17 protein-coding genes and 1 riboswitch are annotated in these 17,631 nt (G+C 44.6%); of the genes, 4 read left to right on the top strand and 13 right to left on the bottom strand.

What is annotated here, in order from left to right:
- Positions 1–32 precede the first annotated feature (32 nt).
- The 3 genes from SLU01_RS10065 to SLU01_RS10055 are packed head-to-tail and all read left to right on the top strand — an operon-like array spanning position 33 to position 3,597.
- Positions 33–1,385 carry a spore germination protein gene (locus SLU01_RS10065; RefSeq protein WP_147057878.1) on the top strand — a complete coding sequence of 451 codons (1,353 nt, stop codon included), beginning with the start codon at positions 33–35 and terminating at the stop codon, positions 1,383–1,385.
- Positions 1,382–2,500, top strand: coding sequence for a GerAB/ArcD/ProY family transporter (locus SLU01_RS10060; protein ID WP_147057876.1), 1,119 nt, complete (start codon positions 1,382–1,384; stop codon positions 2,498–2,500). The genes SLU01_RS10065 and SLU01_RS10060 overlap by 4 nt, the downstream gene beginning before the upstream one ends.
- The gene (locus tag SLU01_RS10055; protein ID WP_170232666.1) at positions 2,479–3,597 is read left to right on the top strand and encodes a Ger(x)C family spore germination protein; all 1,119 of its coding nucleotides are present in this window, start codon (positions 2,479–2,481) and stop codon (positions 3,595–3,597) included. The genes SLU01_RS10060 and SLU01_RS10055 overlap by 22 nt, the downstream gene beginning before the upstream one ends.
- A 75-nt stretch (positions 3,598–3,672) precedes the next feature.
- Here the strand turns inward: SLU01_RS10055 and purD are convergent, their stop codons facing one another.
- From purD to SLU01_RS09990, 13 genes are all read right to left on the bottom strand, one after another.
- Positions 3,673–4,932 carry a phosphoribosylamine--glycine ligase gene (purD, locus tag SLU01_RS10050; protein WP_147057872.1) on the bottom strand — a complete coding sequence of 420 codons (1,260 nt, stop codon included), beginning with the start codon at positions 4,930–4,932 and terminating at the stop codon, positions 3,673–3,675.
- Positions 4,933–4,945: 13 nt separating this feature from the next.
- On the bottom strand, positions 4,946–6,481 hold the full coding sequence (gene purH, locus SLU01_RS10045; protein WP_147057870.1) for a bifunctional phosphoribosylaminoimidazolecarboxamide formyltransferase/IMP cyclohydrolase: 1,536 nt from the start codon (positions 6,479–6,481) through the stop codon (positions 4,946–4,948).
- A gap of 50 nt (positions 6,482–6,531) precedes the next feature.
- Entirely contained in the window at positions 6,532–7,119 is a 588-nt protein-coding gene (gene purN / locus SLU01_RS10040) for a phosphoribosylglycinamide formyltransferase (protein ID WP_147057868.1), read from the bottom strand.
- On the bottom strand, positions 7,116–8,174 hold the full coding sequence (gene purM, locus SLU01_RS10035) for a phosphoribosylformylglycinamidine cyclo-ligase (RefSeq protein WP_147057866.1): 1,059 nt from the start codon (positions 8,172–8,174) through the stop codon (positions 7,116–7,118). The genes purN and purM overlap by 4 nt, the downstream gene beginning before the upstream one ends.
- Complete coding sequence (locus SLU01_RS10030; RefSeq protein WP_147057864.1) at positions 8,158–8,511, bottom strand: hypothetical protein; 354 nt, start codon at positions 8,509–8,511, stop codon at positions 8,158–8,160. The genes purM and SLU01_RS10030 overlap by 17 nt, the downstream gene beginning before the upstream one ends.
- Positions 8,512–8,612: 101 nt before the next feature.
- Positions 8,613–10,040, bottom strand: coding sequence for an amidophosphoribosyltransferase (gene purF, locus SLU01_RS10025; RefSeq protein WP_147057862.1), 1,428 nt, complete (start codon positions 10,038–10,040; stop codon positions 8,613–8,615).
- On the bottom strand, positions 10,016–12,247 hold the full coding sequence (gene purL / locus SLU01_RS10020; RefSeq protein ID WP_147057860.1) for a phosphoribosylformylglycinamidine synthase subunit PurL: 2,232 nt from the start codon (positions 12,245–12,247) through the stop codon (positions 10,016–10,018). The genes purF and purL overlap by 25 nt, the downstream gene beginning before the upstream one ends.
- Entirely contained in the window at positions 12,231–12,917 is a 687-nt protein-coding gene (purQ, locus tag SLU01_RS10015) for a phosphoribosylformylglycinamidine synthase subunit PurQ (protein ID WP_147057858.1), read from the bottom strand. Before purQ ends, purL begins: the two co-directional genes overlap by 17 nt.
- Positions 12,914–13,168 (bottom strand): phosphoribosylformylglycinamidine synthase subunit PurS, encoded by a 255-nt coding sequence (gene purS, locus SLU01_RS10010; RefSeq protein ID WP_147057856.1) that lies wholly within the window; start codon positions 13,166–13,168, stop codon positions 12,914–12,916. The genes purQ and purS overlap by 4 nt, the downstream gene beginning before the upstream one ends.
- Positions 13,169–13,208: 40 nt before the next feature.
- A complete protein-coding gene (purK, locus tag SLU01_RS10005; RefSeq protein ID WP_147057854.1) occupies positions 13,209–14,327 on the bottom strand; it encodes a 5-(carboxyamino)imidazole ribonucleotide synthase in 1,119 nt (372 codons plus the stop codon).
- Entirely contained in the window at positions 14,324–14,812 is a 489-nt protein-coding gene (gene purE / locus SLU01_RS10000) for a 5-(carboxyamino)imidazole ribonucleotide mutase (RefSeq protein WP_147057852.1), read from the bottom strand. The genes purK and purE overlap by 4 nt, the downstream gene beginning before the upstream one ends.
- A 146-nt stretch (positions 14,813–14,958) precedes the next feature.
- Positions 14,959–15,058: riboswitch (purine riboswitch) on the bottom strand.
- Positions 15,059–15,144: 86 nt separating this feature from the next.
- Entirely contained in the window at positions 15,145–15,336 is a 192-nt protein-coding gene (locus SLU01_RS09995) for an NETI motif-containing protein (RefSeq protein WP_147057850.1), read from the bottom strand.
- Entirely contained in the window at positions 15,333–15,860 is a 528-nt protein-coding gene (locus tag SLU01_RS09990) for a DUF2179 domain-containing protein (protein WP_147057848.1), read from the bottom strand. Before SLU01_RS09990 ends, SLU01_RS09995 begins: the two co-directional genes overlap by 4 nt.
- 362 nt (positions 15,861–16,222) lie before the next feature.
- Here SLU01_RS09990 and SLU01_RS09985 point away from each other — a divergent pair, with 362 nt between their 5' ends.
- Positions 16,223–17,596, top strand: coding sequence for a YfcC family protein (locus SLU01_RS09985; protein ID WP_147058021.1), 1,374 nt, complete (start codon positions 16,223–16,225; stop codon positions 17,594–17,596).
- Positions 17,597–17,631: the final 35 nt, after the last annotated feature.

Below are 17,631 nucleotides of genomic sequence, written 5' to 3'. Positions count from 1 at the left end.
TTCGTAAGTCTCATATGAATGGAGAGTTGCAGATGACTGGACAACAGGCCCCAGCAATATTCGAAGATCTCTCGGAGCAATTCAAGCCGTCAGACGACATCATTCAAACGCCGTTGCAAATTAAAGGTCAGTATGCATTCCTTTTCTATTTGAAATCTGTGGTGGATGGAAACACACTCCAGCAAACGGTTATCAAACCTTTTTTTGAAATGGCCTCTGAGGAAGGTTTCGAATCATATATCCAATCCCTGCCGAACCGAATCGAAGTGCCCTCTAAAGAAAAATTATTCATTCTAATAAGCGCTGGATTTGTTCTGATTGCCATCGGTGATCAAACATTTTTACTAGATATTCGCCTTGTAAAAGATAATGAAATCCAGGATACCATAATGGAGCCGACGATTCACGGGCCACAAAAAGCATTAAGTGAAGATATTGAGGTATCTATTAATATAATCAGACAACGGTATCATAACCCCTCTTTAAAAGTCGAAGATATTATGGTGGACGATTTATCCAACCGAGCAATATCTTTGATTTATGATGGTGAACGCGCAAACCCTGAAATGATAAAAAAGGTAAAGAAGCAACTAAAAAATCTTAATACCCCTTTATTCCAATCAGCGGGTGATCTTCAACACTTCCTTAACAATAGTAAATTCACTCTTTTCCCTACATCGATGGTGACAGAACGTCCTGATCGCATTGTCTATAATTTGGTTGGAGGTAAAGTGATCATCTTAATTGACGGTAGCCCGAATGTCATTATTGCACCCGTCATCTTTTTCGATTTCATGTCATCTATGGAAGATAATTACCATGTTTCAATCGTTTCGTTGTTTACAATTGTGTTGAGGTATATAGGCTTATTTACCTGTATTTTACTTCCAAGTATGTATGTAGCAATGACATCGTATAATCCTGATATTCTTAGAGTCGAACTTGCGCTTACCGTTGCGGGAGGCAGAATCGGTGTACCCTACCCGTCATTTGTTGAAGTATTATTCATGTTGTTCTTCACGGAATTATTAACCGAGGCAAGCATGCGACTGCCGAAAGCTGTCAGTTCTACCGCTACTACCGTTGGTGGACTCATTTTAGGGACAGCGGCTACAGAAGCAGCCCTTGTTTCAAATATTATGATCATAATAATCGCCGCTGTCGCTATTTCCACTTTTGTAATACCAATCAATGAGTTGAGTTTTGCGGTAAGGGTTATTAGGTTATTTCTACTCGTTTACACAGCGCTTTTCGGGATGGTCGGTTTACTCATAGGTTTCATCGGAATTGTTATGGTTTTAACGAATAAAGATAGCCTAGGCGTTCCTTATTTACAAATTCCTTGGATGGGTAAAAGTGATGAATTGAGGATGGACAATCGATGAACCGTTTCTTATTCTACCTAATTTTAATAAGCATGATGACATATATGGTTTCCACTACGCCAAGGACATTAATTGAAGAAAGTGCGAACGGAACTGTCCCTTCCCTCTTTCTTGCAATTATTGCAGGCATGGTGGTGACATATATTATAATTTCCAAGTTCAGCCATTTCCCCGGTCAAGGTTTACCTGAAATTTTAAAATCATACACACCTAAATGGTTTGCAATGCCTATACTTTTTATTTTTTCTATAGTTTGGTTTTATGTAGGCCTATCAACACTTATTACCTATACTTTTATTATTAATCGATTTCTATTGCCTGAAATGTCCATCTACGTTGTTGTATTGACCTTTGTTCTAATTATCACATACGGAATTTTCATGACTACAAAAAGTATCTTCTATATGAGCGAAATCATTTTTCTTATCGTTATCCCTTTTATCCTTTTCGTTCAAATAAAAGCTTACTTCAGCCTCCATCTTAATATGGACTATATAAGAATTGCCATCATGCAAGTTAATCAGTTGCCTAATTATAAATCATTTACAACCGCAACTTTTATTGCCATGGGGGCCGCAAATTTAGTCATTTTCAATCGTTACTTCAAAAAGCTGAAAAAGCCGACGCGAAAGGGAATGTCACTACTAACATTATTTTTCTCATACATTCTACTTACAACCTATTTCTTACCAATGGGCTTCGGAGGATTTGACTCCCTTGATAATGCACTATACCCTTGGATTTTGACAAGTGATTCCATCCGGATGAAATTTGGGTTAATTGAAAGGATTGTCTTTATATTCATCGGCGCCTTTTTGGCTCTAAGCGTCGTTACCATAACGATGCAGTGGCATATCTCCATACAGTTGCTTTCAAGCGTATTTTATTTTAAACGCTTTAAATGGAAATCGGTTAATCTCACTTTGCCTTTTTTTGCACTTTGTTTTTGGGCTTTCAGTATATATAGAGCAAAAACAGTAACATCGGATGCATTATATAGAGGAGTCGAATTTTTCGATATGGTTATACTTCCGATTACTATCACCTTGCTTATCGGGAGTTTATGGTTGGCGAAGAGAGGGGCTGCTTCCAAATGTCCAGATACAAAAAAATGATTAAAAGAAGCTTGATCCTTATCCTGCTGCTTCCCTTACTCACACAAGCCGGATGTGCATTCAAAGACATCGACAAAAGAGTGTTTGTAGTGGGAATCGGCATTGATCCTTCCGAAAAGGTGAGGCATGGCTTCAAAGTGACATTGAAGATGATTAAGCCCGTCGGCGACGTAAAATCAGTCCCTTCCCAAACATATGCCTATTTAACCCATGAGTCCGAATCGGTTGCAGAGGCCATCCGTATGCTAGAAACACGCGTAGATAAGGTTTTAGATTTGGGACATAATCGAATCATCCTTTTGAACGAAAAATTGCTTTCCAAAGATATAGATACGTTCATGGATTTTTTCACACGGCGCGGGGATATCCAAATGATCACATATATGGCGGTAGCTGGAACTACAGCTGAGGAAACAATCAGCTTTGAACCAGAAACGGAAACGCCTGCATCTATCGCTTTATATAACTTTTTCGATAATACGGGAACGGAAAGCCCATATGTATTGACAACATTTCTTTTCGAATTTAGAAGACAGGTGTTAAGCAAGGGCGTCAATGCGATTTTACCTATCATTGATATTAATGAGGACAAAACAGCGTTTATCATCAATAATGCAATTGTCTTGAAATTGGAAGAGAAGCCAGTAAAATTATCCGAAGTAGAAACGAAGTATTTCAATTCGCTCTTGTACAATGCATCCGGCTTTAGTTATAAAATTGAGAAAGAAGACCTCATTATGGTGTTGAACATCGACACAGTCAAAATGAAGTATAAAATCGTACTCGACGAGGGCCCCCCACGGATTGACATGAAAGTAACAAAGTATGGTGTTATCGGAGAATCCAATAAGCGTCTGGACATTAGTAATTTGAAAAAATACGACAAAACCGCAGCCGAGGAAATGAAAAAGAAAGTTATTGAGTTATTGACCAAATTACAAGAAAACGATATCGATCCTTTTGGATTTGGATTGCGCTATCGTGCGACAAGATTGTCGCGAGAAGGACTGATGGATGAATGGGATCGTATTTATCCTGAAATTGAATTTAATGTAACGATGGATGTCAACCTGAAAAGCACGGGAGCGGTTGAATAGAAACAAAAGCAAAGGACGCCCAAGAGCCTAGATGAAAAAAACAGACCACACACAGCAAAATTGTGTGGTCTGTTTTCATTTATTTTGGAATGTTCGCCAACCGATATCCGTCCGGTAGAAGAATCCGTTCCATTCAGTTTGGTTCAACCCTTCATACACTTTGGCTTGGGCTTCTTGTAACGATTCGGCTTTAGCCGTCACTAGTAGGATGCGGCCCCCATTTCCGATGAAGTGATCGCCTTGTGCTTTCGTCCCAGCATGAAAGATATCCAGATCTTTTAATTTTACAAGATCCGGCAATTGAGTTCCCTTTTTGACGTCTCCCGGATAGCCGTCCGCTGCTATGACAACGCCAAGTACTGCATCATCATGCCACTCCAAGTTAAAGTGAGTTTCATTCATAAGTGCGGTCATGAATTCTCCGAAGTCTGAAGCCATACGGGGAAGGACGACTTGGGTTTCAGGATCACCGAACCGCGCATTGAATTCAATTACTTTTGGTCCGTCCTGTGTGAGTATTAATCCCGCATAGAGAATGCCTGTGAAGGGCGAGCCTTCTTCGGACATTGCTTGGACTGTTGGAACGACTACTTTCTCGAATGCCACTTGGACGACTTGCTCCGGAATTTGCGGTACCGGTGAATATGCCCCCATTCCACCCGTATTCGGTCCCTTGTCGCCATCATATGCCCGCTTATGATCTTGGGCGATGACCATCGGATAAATCTTGCCCTCATGGACGAACGACATATACGAGAACTCTTCCCCTTCAAGGAATTCCTCGATGACGACTCGTGTTGAGGACTCACCGAATTTTTGATTTCCAATCATATCATCAACTGCTTCAATCGCTTCTTCCACAGTCAATCCGACGACAACGCCTTTCCCGGCAGCGAGCCCATCCGCCTTTACGACGATTGGCGCACCTTGTTGTCTAATATAAGCCTTCGCTTCTTCAGCATCGGTGAATGTTTCATACCTAGCCGTTGGAATCCCATACTTTTTCATCAATTCTTTTGCAAATGCTTTACTGCCTTCTATACGTGCCGCAGCTTTTGTTGGGCCAAAAATTTTCAACCCTCTATCATTGAAAAAGTCGACAATCCCTTCAGCTAAAGGTTGCTCTGGACCGACAAATGTCAGGTCAATCTGCTCACTTTCAGCAAATGATGCAAGTGCCTCGAAATCAGTTGCCGCAATCGGAACACATTGAGCATCCGCTTTCATTCCGTCATTCCCAGGAGCTACGAAAACTTGGGTAACGGACGGAGAGAGATTGAATTGCCGTGCAATCGCATGCTCTCGCCCTCCGCTGCCAATGACGAGTACTTTCATTTATATGTCCCCCTTAATGTTTGAAGTGGCGAATGCCAGTAAACACCATTGTCATTCCATACTCATTTGCTTTTTTAATGGAGTCTTCGTCTTTCACTGATCCACCTGGCTGGATAATTGCTGTTATGCCCGCTTTTGCAGCCGCCTCAACTGTATCGTCCATCGGGAAAAATGCGTCAGATGCAAGCGCAGCACCTTTCGCCAAGTCGCCAGCTTGTGTCAGAGCAATATTCGCGGCACCTACCCGGTTCATCTGACCAGCGCCGACTCCTAGCGTCATTTGGGAATCTGAAACAACAATTGCATTGGATTTCACATGTTTCACGACAGCCCAACCGAGCTTCAATGCTTCCCATTCCGCTTCCGTTGGTTCGCGATCCGTTGCAACACGGATATCCGCGTCTTCGAAACCATGCGTGTCAGGCTCTTGGAGAAGAATACCGCCTTCCACGGACACCGTATTCCAACTATCTTTTTTATGTTGATTAAACGGGATGGTTAACAGACGGATGTTCTTCTTTTTCGTCAGGATCGTTATCGCTTCATCGGTGAATGATGGAGCGATTATGATTTCAAGGAATATCCCCGATAGTTGTTCCGCTGTCATTACATCCACTTCACGATTCAATGCTACAATGCCCCCGAAAATAGATGTTTGATCAGCTTCGTACGCTTTTTTGAATGCTTCCCCGATTGTCTCACCTGTTCCAACACCGCAAGGATTCATATGTTTAACTGCTACAGCAGCGGGTTGCTTGAATTCCTTCACGATCTGGATTGCCGCATTGGCATCCTGAATATTGTTATAGGAAAGTTCCTTGCCATGTAATTGCTTTGCTTTGGCGATGGAGAAATCCGAACCAAGCGGACGGCTGTAGAATGCAGCCTTCTGATGTGGATTTTCTCCATAGCGAAGCGGTTGTTTTAATTCGTATGTATAAGTGATTTGCTCCGGGAATTCTTCCCCTGCAAGGTCTGTTAAATAGCCTGAGATGAGTGCGTCGTATGCTGCTGTATGACGGAAGACTTTAGCTGCAAGGTGACGGCGAGTTTCTAGAGTTGTTTGTCCGTCAGCTTTTAATTCCGCCAATACTTGCTCGTAATCTGTTGCGTCAACAATGACCGTTACGTATGCATGATTTTTCGCGGATGCACGGAGCATTGCCGGGCCGCCGATATCGATATTTTCGATGGCGTTTTCAATGGAAACATCCGGTTTTGATATCGTTTCTTTGAATGGATAGAGATTGACGCAAACGATATGGATCGGTTGGATTCCATGCTCTGTCATTTGCGCTTGATGCGCAGGATCGTCTTGTTTTGCAAGAAGGCCGCCGTGAATCATCGGATTAAGTGTTTTGACTCGGCCTTCCATAATTTCAGGGAAGCCTGTCACTTCGTCTACTGCGGTAACTGCGACGCCATTTTCTTTCAAATGCTTCATCGTCCCGCCTGTAGATAAAATTTCATAATCAAGTCCTTCAAGTGCTTGTGCAAATTCTAAAATCCCACTTTTATCCGACACACTAAGTAACGCACGTTTTTTCACGAGTGATTCCCTCCATTTTTTTGGTGACAGGCACCGAAACGATTCTGAATTCATCGGGTGGCAGGCACCGATTTAAATAGATTCTGCAATGTTTCCTTGTACAAGATGTGTTCAACTGCGTGTATGGATTGCGCGGTCATCGCTGCATCGCCTTCTACGACCGAAACAGCAGCTTGTGCTAAGATTGGTCCAGTATCCATTCCTTCGTCTACGAGATGTACCGTGACGCCCGTTACTTTCACGCCATGAGCGATTGCTTGGCCGATTGCGTCTTTGCCTGGGAAAGCTGGCAACAATGATGGATGGATGTTGACGATGCGGGAAGGGTAGGCAGCTAATAAAGTTGGACCGATCAGCCGCATATAACCCGCAAGCACAATCCATTCGACGCCTTCTTCACGTAAAATTCGGAGCACTGTTTCCTCAAAAGCCCGCTTCGTCGGAAAAGCTTTCGGCTCCAATGCGACAACTCGGATTTCTGTCTGCCTTGCGCGTTCCACGACGAAAGATGCGGGCTTATCTGTCATGACTAGCGCAATTTCCGCATCCAATTCTCCTTCGCGACAAGCCCTTTCAAGCACTTCATAGTTGCTGCCGCTTCCAGAAGCGAAAATGGCTATCTTCGTTTTACTTATCATTCCGATAGACTCCCATCATGGCTGCCAATGAAAGTGACATCAGTTCCGCGTACGACTCGGCCGATTTCATATGCATCCTCGCCATGTTCAGCTGCTATCTGAATCGCTCGTTTCGCTTGTTCAGCAGGAAGTGCGATGACAAATCCGATTCCCATATTAAAGACACTATATAAGTCTTTATCCGAAAGTTCACCTTTCACTTTCAGCATTTTGAATACCGGAAGAACTGGCCAAGAGCCAAGATTGATCTCCACTCCGAAACCTTCTCCGAACATTCTCGGTAGGTTTTCATAGAAACCTCCACCTGTAATATGTCCCATCGAATGGACGTCAAGTTCTTCGTGAATTTGCAAGACAGGCTTCGCATAGATTTTCGTCGGTTCCAACAACGCTTGCCCTACTTTCCCAAGCTCCTCGAATCCAGCGATATATTCATCGATTGCATAACCTTGCTCCTCCAAAACGATTTGGCGGACAAGCGAGAAGCCGTTCGAATGGATGCCGCTTGAAGTGATGCCGATCAGCACATCCCCTTCAGCCACTTTTTCACCAGTGACGACTTTGCTTTTTTCGCAAGCCCCCACTGCAAATCCCGCCAAGTCATATTCATCCAAATCGTAAAGCCCTGGCATTTCTGCCGTCTCTCCGCCAATTAGCGCAGCTCCGGACTGCACGCAACCGTCGGCAATCCCTTTAACAATTGCTTCAACTTTCTCGGGAACCGCCTTGCCAAGCGCAATGTAATCTAAGAAATATAACGGTTCAGCCCCTTGTGCAACAATATCGTTCACACACATCGCAACACAGTCGATGCCGATTGTATCGTGTTGATCCGCAAGAAATGCCAGTTTCAATTTCGTGCCGACGCCGTCAGTTCCAGAAATTAGCACAGGCTCTTTATAGTTAAGCTCGGAAAGATCGAACATCCCCCCGAATCCACCGAACGCCCCCGCGACACCAACACGTGCAGTCCGCGCGACATGCGATTTCATACGTTCTACCGATTCGTAGCCCGCCTCGATATTGACTCCCGCCTTTTCATACGCCTTTGACATGGAATGTCCTCCTTTTGGAATGGTTAAATGAACGTTTTTCGACATTAATGAGAACTCTTTTGTAATAAACGAGAACTCCTAATGCAGGAATGAGAACTCTTTTGCGATAAACGAGAACTCCTAATGCAGGATTGAGAACTCTTTTGCGATAAACGAGAACTCCTAATGCAGGAATGAGAACTCTTTTGCGATAAATGAGAACTCCTAATGCAGGATTGAGAACTCTTTTGCGATAAATGAGAACTCCTAATGCAGGAATGAGAACTCTTTTGTAATAAACGAGAACTCCTAATGCAGGAATGAGAACTCTTTTGCGATAAACGAGAACTACAAGCACGAGAATGAGAACTCTTTAATGATAATCGAGAACTACAAGCGCTGGATTGAGAACTCAGACTGCCGCAACTATAACTGCTCCTAGTTGAATTACGGGCATCCTTACCGTGCAAGCTCCTTCTCATGCGGCAACACCGTATCCGCATATATATCTGTCGGATATTCGCCTGTAAAACAAGCCAGACATTGCCCGCAGTTCTTCATTTCTTTCGGTCTGCCGATTGCCTTCAACATCCCTTCCGCTGAAAGGAATGTCAGTGAATCAGCGCCAATCAAATCACATACTTCCGTAGCAGTTCGTCCGGTTGCGATTAGATCCGAATCCGTGCTAATATCTACGCCGTAGAAGCAAGGACTAACTAATGGGGGTGCCGCGATGACGACATGTACTTCCGTCGCGCCTGCATCCTTTAACATTTTGACGATCCGTTTCGACGTTGTACCGCGGACGATTGAATCATCCACCATGACGACACGTTTTCCTGCTACGACTTGGTGTACCGGCGAAAGCTTAAGTTTGACGCCTCTCTCGCGCATCGCTTGCGTCGGTTGGATGAACGTCCTCCCGACATAACGATTTTTAATCAATCCCAATTCATAAGGGATGCCGCTTTCCTCAGAAAATCCGATCGCCGCCGATATGCTGGAATCCGGAACACCCGTCACGACGTCTGCTTCAATCTTGACTTCCTTTGCCAACTGCTTTCCGCATCGTTTACGTGCCATATGGATATTAATGCCGTCAATATCTGAATCGGGTCTTGAAAAATAGACATATTCCATGGAGCACATTGCGCGATCCCCCGCTTCTGCAAATCGGTCGGACTGCAAACCTTTTTCATTAATGATAATCAATTCACCCGGCTCCACCGATCTGATGGTTTCCGCCCCGATTAAATCGAACGCGCATGTCTCGGATGAAACGACCCACGCATCTCCCAATTTCCCAAGAGACAGAGGACGCATGCCATTCGGGTCCTGCGCAACCATAAGCCCCTCTTCCGTCAACAGCACAAATGCGAATGCCCCTTTTAACATCGACAACGCCTTTTTTACACAGTCACGCTGTGTCAACGCCCCTCTGCCACTTTTCTTAATCAAATGCGCCAACACTTCCGTATCGGACGTCGTTTGAAAAATGCTGCCTTGTTTTTCAAGGTTTTCCTTCAATTCTTTTGCGTTAATCAAGTTCCCGTTATGCGCAATCGCCATGCTTCCCGTCGTCGAACGGAACACGAGCGGTTGAACATTTTCAGCGCCTCTTCCGTCCTCCGTCGTGTACCGGACTTGCCCGATTGCACTACGACCTGTCAATCCTTTTAAGGCATCACCGGAAAACACTTCATTCACAAGGCCTTCGCCTTTCTTGACGAGCAAACCTTTGCCATTTTTTGTTGCAATTCCCGCTCCCTCTTGCCCGCGATGTTGCAACGCATGCAGCCCATAATAACTGAGCTGCGCTGCGTCTTCATGGCCCCAAATTCCGAATACACCGCATTCTTCATTTAGGCCTCTGAGTTCAGCAAGCATGGAATAGCCCCTTTCCAAGCGGTACGAAGTTCATCCACCGACCCGTCGATCAACACTTCATCTTCATCGCCTTTAATAACAAGACGATCGCCTGCCGTCACTTTTCCGATTCTCACAGCATCCCCGACAAGCGCCTCAAAAGCTGTCGTAAGCTCCTCTTTTACTGTTACGAGGAAGCGCGATTGCGTTTCGCTGAACAAAGCAGTCACCGCTGAACCTGAAATAGTCACTTCAGCGCCAAGCTCTTCTGCATCGAACGCCTTCTCGCAAAGCGCAACTGCAAAGCCGCCTTCCGATAGATCGGTAGCCGATTGGACAAGTTTGCTTTGAATCGCTTGTAACAATGATTTCTGACGGGATGCTTCCACCTCAAGATCGATTGCAGGCACTTTCCCAAAAATCTTGCCCTCAATCATTTGTTGAAGCTCGCTGCCACCAAATTCAGTTGCCGCTTCGCCAATCAAGTAAATAACGTCGCCCGCCTGCTTAAATGCAGTTGTCGTCACTTGCGAAAGATCATGAATGATTCCGACCAAGCCCATCGTCGGCGTCGGGTAAACCGGCACGCCATTCACTTCATTCGACATCGACACATTCCCCCCGATAATCGGCGCATTCAATGTACGGCAAGCGTCGGAAATACCATCCGCTGATTTCTCGATCTGCCAAAACACTTCCGGCTTATCCGGGCTTCCGAAGTTCAAACAATCTGTTGCCGCAATCGGTTCTGCGCCTGAACAAATCAGGTTACGAGCCGCTTCTGCAACTGCAATCTTCCCGCCTGTTTCAGGATCGAGGTAAATATAGCGAGAGTTGCAATCCGCTGTCATCGCAAGCCCCTTATTTGTCCCTTGCACCCGGATGACCCCGGCCGATGAACCTGGTGCCACTACAGTATTTGAACGTGCTTGCGTATCGAATTGATTATAAACCCATTCCTTGGAAGCAATCGTCGGACGTTGCAATAAAGCCGTCAACGTATCTTTCAAATCATCGACCGCCGGTTCAGCATTTTCCATTCGCTGATACTCTTGGAAATACGCAGGCTCTTCCGACTTTTTGTAATAAACCGGTGCGTCCTCAGCAAGGATATCCGCTGAAATTTCTGCTACCACTTCACCTTTATGAATGAGACGAAGCATTTTATCATCCGTCACTTTTCCAATCGCAACCGCTTCAAGTCCATATTTCTTACACAATTCACCAATTTCTTCTTCACGTCCTTGCTTCACAACGACGAGCATCCTCTCCTGAGATTCAGAAAGCATCATCTCGTAGGCGGTCATTCCTTCTTCACGTTGCGGAACGAGATCCAAATTCAGTTCCACTCCGTAGCCTGCCTTCGAAGCCATTTCTGCAGAAGACGATGTAAGACCAGCCGCCCCCATGTCTTGAATCCCGATCAACGCATCAGATTTCACTAGTTCAAGGCAAGCTTCCATTAGCAATTTCTCAAGATACGGATCTCCCGCCTGCATCACCGGCAACTCCGCCTCTTTATCGACCGCGACTTCTGATGAGGACATCGTAGCCCCATGAATTCCGTCCCGGCCCGTTTTCGCGCCGACATACAAAACCGTATTTCCGACTCCAGACGCAAGCCCTTTCTGGATATCTTCATGATTCAACAGACCGACAGCCATTGCATTGACGAGCGGACGCTTTGAATAACAATTATCGAACTGGACTTCCCCTGCCACTGTAGGAATCCCGATCGTATTTCCGTAGCTCGCAATCCCTGCCACAGCCTCTTCGAATAAATAACGGTCGCGCGCTTCCGACAAATCGCCGAAACGCATCGAATTCACAAGCGCAACAGGACGAGCCCCCATCGAGAAGACGTCACGGATAATTCCTCCAGCCCCAGTTGCAGCGCCAATGAACGGCTCGATAGCGGATGGTGAGTTATGTGATTCCATTTTGAATACAGCAGCCTGGTTGTCACCGATATCGACGATTCCAGCGCCTTCACCGGGACCTTGCAAGACACGTGCCCCTTCCGTAGGGAACTTGCGTAATACCGGCTTCGAGCTTTTATACGAACAATGTTCAGACCACATCGCCGAGAACAATCCTGTTTCCGTGTAGTTCGGAAGACGTCCGATCATGTCAACGGCTCGATCGAATTCCTCGTCCGTCATCCCCATTTGGCGATAGAGCTTTTCATCTTTGATTTGCTGAGCTGTAGGTTCATGCATGGCTGACATTCTTCTCACTCCAGTTCTTCAAAATTGATTGGAATAAAGGCAAACCGTCCGTTCCACCGATTATCTCTTCGACTGCACGTTCAGGCAACGGCATCATCCCAAGAACATTGCCTTGTTCATTCAATACGCCTGCGATTCTCTCCACACTGCCGTCCAAGTTTCCATCTTCATATGTAAATATGATTCGATCTGTTTCCTTTAGTAGACGCGCTGTTTCCCGGTCAACAAAATAATTGCCATACTCATGCGCAAATGGGATTGTAAGCAGTCCATCTTCTTCATAATTGCTCGTGAAGTAAGTTGATGCATTTCGAACAGCAAGCTTCGCTTTGCCGCTTCTGAATTTCAAGCTTTGATTCCGCAGGAAAGCTCCTGGCAAGATGCCCGCTTCAACGAGAATTTGGAACCCATTTCCTACGCCAAGCACCGGTTTGCCGGACTTGACAAATGTTTTCAAACTCTCGATAGACTCGGAGCTTTGTGCAAGTGCGCCTGGACGTAAATAATCCCCATAAGAAGCACCTGTCGGAATCAATACAGCATCGTAATTTTCCAATTTCGCATCTACGTGGCTGATGATTTCAGCACCCTCACCTACGATATCTCTAACCGCATGGAGCATATCCACGTCACAACTTGATCCCGGAAAACTTAAAATGGCGAACCTCATTTGCCCGCAACCTCCCCGATTTCAAAGCTATACTGTTCAATCACTTTATTGACAAGAAGCTTATCGCACATTTCCGTCACACGCGTTTCGATTTCAGCTGCCGTCCCTGCAAGTTCAAGCTCTATCAGCTTTCCGATACGAACGCTTTCCACTTCATTGAACCCCATCGTTTGAAGTGCTTCCTGTGCAGCAATACCTTGTGGATCTACAACACTTTCGCGTAATGTTACGTAAACTTTCACTTTTGTCATTTTGGTTTCCTCCCAATTGAAATCGGTTTAGTTTGATTGATTAACCCCAAATGCCTGTTGAATCTATATCCTGGAGCGTTTTCTCAATATCATTTGTCATGATTGTGATATGTCCCATTTTTCGTTTTTCCTTTGCTTCCGCTTTGCCATAAAGATGAATGGACCAGTCCGGGTAATTCATGATAACTTTTTTTAGCGGAGCCACATGTTCCCCGAGCACATTGACCATTATGGACGGAGCCCAAAGCTTTGGCTTGCGAAGCGGCCAGCCGCATACAGCGCGGATATGTTGATGGAACTGCGAAACATTGCATGCTTCAATCGAATAATGTCCCGAATTATGGGGACGTGGCGCCAATTCATTAATAATGATGTCATCGTTGTCGAGCACGAACATTTCTACCGCCAAAGTTCCGACGAGAGCGAGATGATCGGCAATCTGTTTTGCGGCTCCCTCCGCTTTCTCGATAACGCTAGGATGGACACGCGCTGGCACAATCGACTCATGAAGAATATGATGTTGGTGGATATTTTCAGAGATTGGCAGGCAGTACGACTCCCCCTCCGGATTTCGTTGGATAATAACTGAAATCTCTTTTGAGAATGGAACGAATGCTTCCGCAATACATGCTGAATGCTTGAATAGATGCTCAGCCTCTATCATCTCTTCTCGTGAATCAAGCTTCACTTGCCCCTTGCCGTCATATCCACCAAAAGCGGTTTTCACGATACAAGGAAAACCGATGCTGTCAATATTCTCCGTTAACTCTTCATAGGTTTCAGCTGTCACATAGTTTGCAACAGGAGCGCCCGATGCCTTAATCTCTGCCTTTTCCGCTACTCGGTTTTGTGTAATCCTGACGAGTTCGGCCCCTTGAGGTACATACGCGATTTGGGTAAGACGCTTCAACCCTTCATAATCGATATTCTCGAATTCGTACGTAATGACATCACTTACTTCACCGAGTTCTTCTAAAGCCGCCTCGTCGTTGTAAGGAGCAACAATTCTGATATCTGCAATTTGTCCGCAAGGCGAGTCCATCGTGGGGTCAAGCACAGCAATTCGGAATCCCGCTTCTTTCGCAGCAAGCCCCATCATCCGGCCAAGCTGCCCCCCGCCGATAATTCCGATTGTCTGCCCAGGCAATAGTGTCTTCATTCCAATTCACCACTGCTTTCAAGTGCAGCATTCCGAGTTCTTTCTCGTCGCTCTTGAAGACGATTACGCAACTCTGTATGATGAACTGCTAAAAACTGAGCCGCAAGAAGACCTGCATTTGTAGCTCCCGCGGTACCAATTGACACTGTAGCAACCGGCACACCACCTGGCATTTGAACGATAGATAATAACGAATCCATCCCATTCAGTGCTTTTGATTGAACAGGAACCCCGATAACTGGCAGCAGTGTCTTAGCAGCGACCATTCCCGGAAGATGGGCAGCCCCACCAGCCCCGGCGATAATGATTTGAATTCCCCTGTCTTGCGCCTGCTCCGCATACTCAAACATAAAATCCGGCGTACGGTGAGCTGAAACGACTTTCTTTTCATATGGCACTTCTAGTTCATCCAATATATTGCAAGTATGCTTCATCGTATCCCAATCACTTTTACTTCCCATGATGACGCCGACTTTCGGTTCCACAGACCATCCGCTCCTTTTGAAGTAAAATAAAAAATCCTTGAACAAACCGTTTTCCACATACATGGAAAGCAGTTCATTCAAGGATAGATGTTAAGATAGCTAAGAATGTTTGTACCCATTTAAAACGGCACATCCTTCGCTGAATCCTTAAAATCGCTTTCCCGCATAGTCCGGACATTACGGTGTCCTGGTAGAAACGCTGAAGCCAATCCTTCAGCATATATGTGGGTGACTAATCATTACCTCTATAGTAACAATTGAAAGTATTCAAGTCAATAAATAAATACGAACAATAAATAAAATAGATTATTCATCGTTCGTATTTAAGGCGTTTATTCAATTAAAATCCCTTTGAATTTAATAATTTGACGGATTGGGACATACTCGCCGTCCACTTCCTGAAAAACCGGCTCTTCCTTTCGACCTGCCACGGAATAACCTGCCGCAGATAGACGTTGCAAGCAATCATTAATCGTCTCTTCCTCTTCAACCTCAAACCAAACCGTCTTTTTCTTTGCATTCATTTAAACAATTTCCCTCTCCTTACAGACTTCACCCAAAATCCGCCGTGTATCGTCTTCGTCTCATATACAATAATAAACGCCTTCGGGTCGAGCTGTTTGATTGTATCATAAAGCTTCAATTCATCTTTACGTGGCGTTAAAATCTGCATAGCAGAGCGTTTTCCTTCTAACCCATTAGCAGACCAATCCGTCACTCCATACCCTTTTTCACGCAACAACCTTGGCATTTCATAATCTACATCCGCAGTGATCACGTTAACCGTAATATAACCAAGAGCAAGTTTCTCTTCAATTTTAGACCCAATAATAACACCGATTCCATACCCTAACGCATACGCAATGATATTTTGTATTTCATTCAAATTATCCAATACTAAGCCAAGTCCTACAATATAAATCACAACTTCAACCATACTCACGACAGCAGCAACATATCGATAGCCCTTAAGAGTAAGAATCATACGTATCGTAAAAAAAGACACATAAACGATATTAATTACAAAAATAATCAAGACCATCGTCATTTTGCTTCAACCCCTTTCTACTAGGATGACTTTCATCTTAACGCTCAATTCGGACGAATTCAAGAAACTGCCATCAAGACAAGTCTAATCACAACAAATACTTAAAATTCCAAAGCGGTTCAAGTGAATGCAACTCACAAATTTGTACATTTCGTTACAGACGATGTACCTTTTGTTCTACATAAGTGCGCTTTGTTATGAAAACAACCAAGGTACTATTTCCCCAATTATAATGTATTTGTATCCCAAATTATTGCATTTATTTGGTTATATAATTCACATTTGGAGGGTTCATCGTGCGAAATACAGAGCAGCTGAATATAGAAGGGCAGCAGCCAGGAAAGAAAAAGAAGAAGTTTGAAATGCCGCATATTTACGTAATTTTATTTGTCTTCAGTGCGTTTGCGGCTTTGACAACTTATTTTATTCCGGCAGGGGAATTTGAACGTGTACCAGGACCCGATGGCAGAACGACCATCGATCCAAATTCCTTTAACTATGTTGACCAGACTCCGGTTGGCATTATGGATTTTTTAACGGTTATTCCGCGAGGGTTGATTGACGCGGGAGAAGTTGTATTCTTCACGTTTATCATCGGTGGAATGTTCATGGTGCTTAGGCGTACCGGAATCATTGAAATTGCTGTTGACAAGCTTGCAAGGAAGTTTGCACATAATAGTATTATGCTTATCCCTGTCCTAACAACGGTATTCGCATTGATAGCCACATTGATCGGGACAGCTGAATTATCGCTTGTTTATATCCCGGTCATTATGCCGTTGATTATTGCGCTTGGCTACGATTCAATAACAGCAGCAGCTATAGCACTTTGCGGTACCGTTGTTGGGTTTACAGCAGGTGTATTAAATCCGATTAACACAGGATTAGGACAAAAGTTATCGGGTCTACCGGTTTTCTCTGGACTTGGATTACGTTTAATCGTTTTTATCGTAGCAGTTGCGGCAGCAGTTTTATTTGTTACCCGTTATGCAAAAAAAGTCAAAAAGAATCCAATGCACAGTCTTGTGTATGAAGACGATACAGAAAAACGTGCCTTGTATAACAATGTAGGGAAAGCCGAAGCCGTCCCTGCAACTGGACGGCAAAAGTGGGCGGCAATTGTAGCACTGTTGTTCTTCGCTGTCCTTGTTTACGGTGTCATTTCAAAAGGCTGGTTTATGGTTGAAATGGCGGGACTCTTTATCATTATGGGAATCGTTGTCGGGATGATCGCCGGTCTTAAAGTCGGGGACATTTGCGAAGCATTTAACCAAGGTTTTAAAGACGTCTTAATGGGGGCATTCATCGTTGGGCTCGCCCGGGCAGTCGCTGTTGTACTTGAAGACGGTAACATCATGGATACGATTGTCCATGCACTTGGTGCAGTCGTTGGTGATCTGCCACCTGCCTTAGCAGCAGTCGGTATGTATGTCGTACAAGTTCTTATTAACTTTGTTATTTCGTCCGGTAGTGGACAAGCGCTCGTCACAATGCCAATTATGGCGCCACTTGCTGACATGGTTGGAGTGACAAGACAAACTGCAGTTCTTGCTTATCAGCTCGGAGATGGATTTACACATATTTTCTACCCGACAAGCGGGTATTTCATGGCTGCATTAGCAATTGCCGGTGTAAAATATCAAACGTGGATTCGTTTCTTCTATCCACTATTCCTCATATGGGCTGGAATTTCTATTGTAGTACTTGTCATCGCCCAATTCATTGGTTGGTCATAATAAATAGAAATAGCATCCATACGTATGGATGCTAC

The sequence above is a fragment of the Sporosarcina luteola genome (assembly GCF_007991495.1).
GTDB classification, from domain to species: Bacteria; Bacillota; Bacilli; order Bacillales_A; family Planococcaceae; genus Sporosarcina; species Sporosarcina luteola.
The sequence above is the reverse complement of the archived record's forward strand: the minus strand, read 5'-3'. Positions and strand labels throughout refer to the sequence as shown.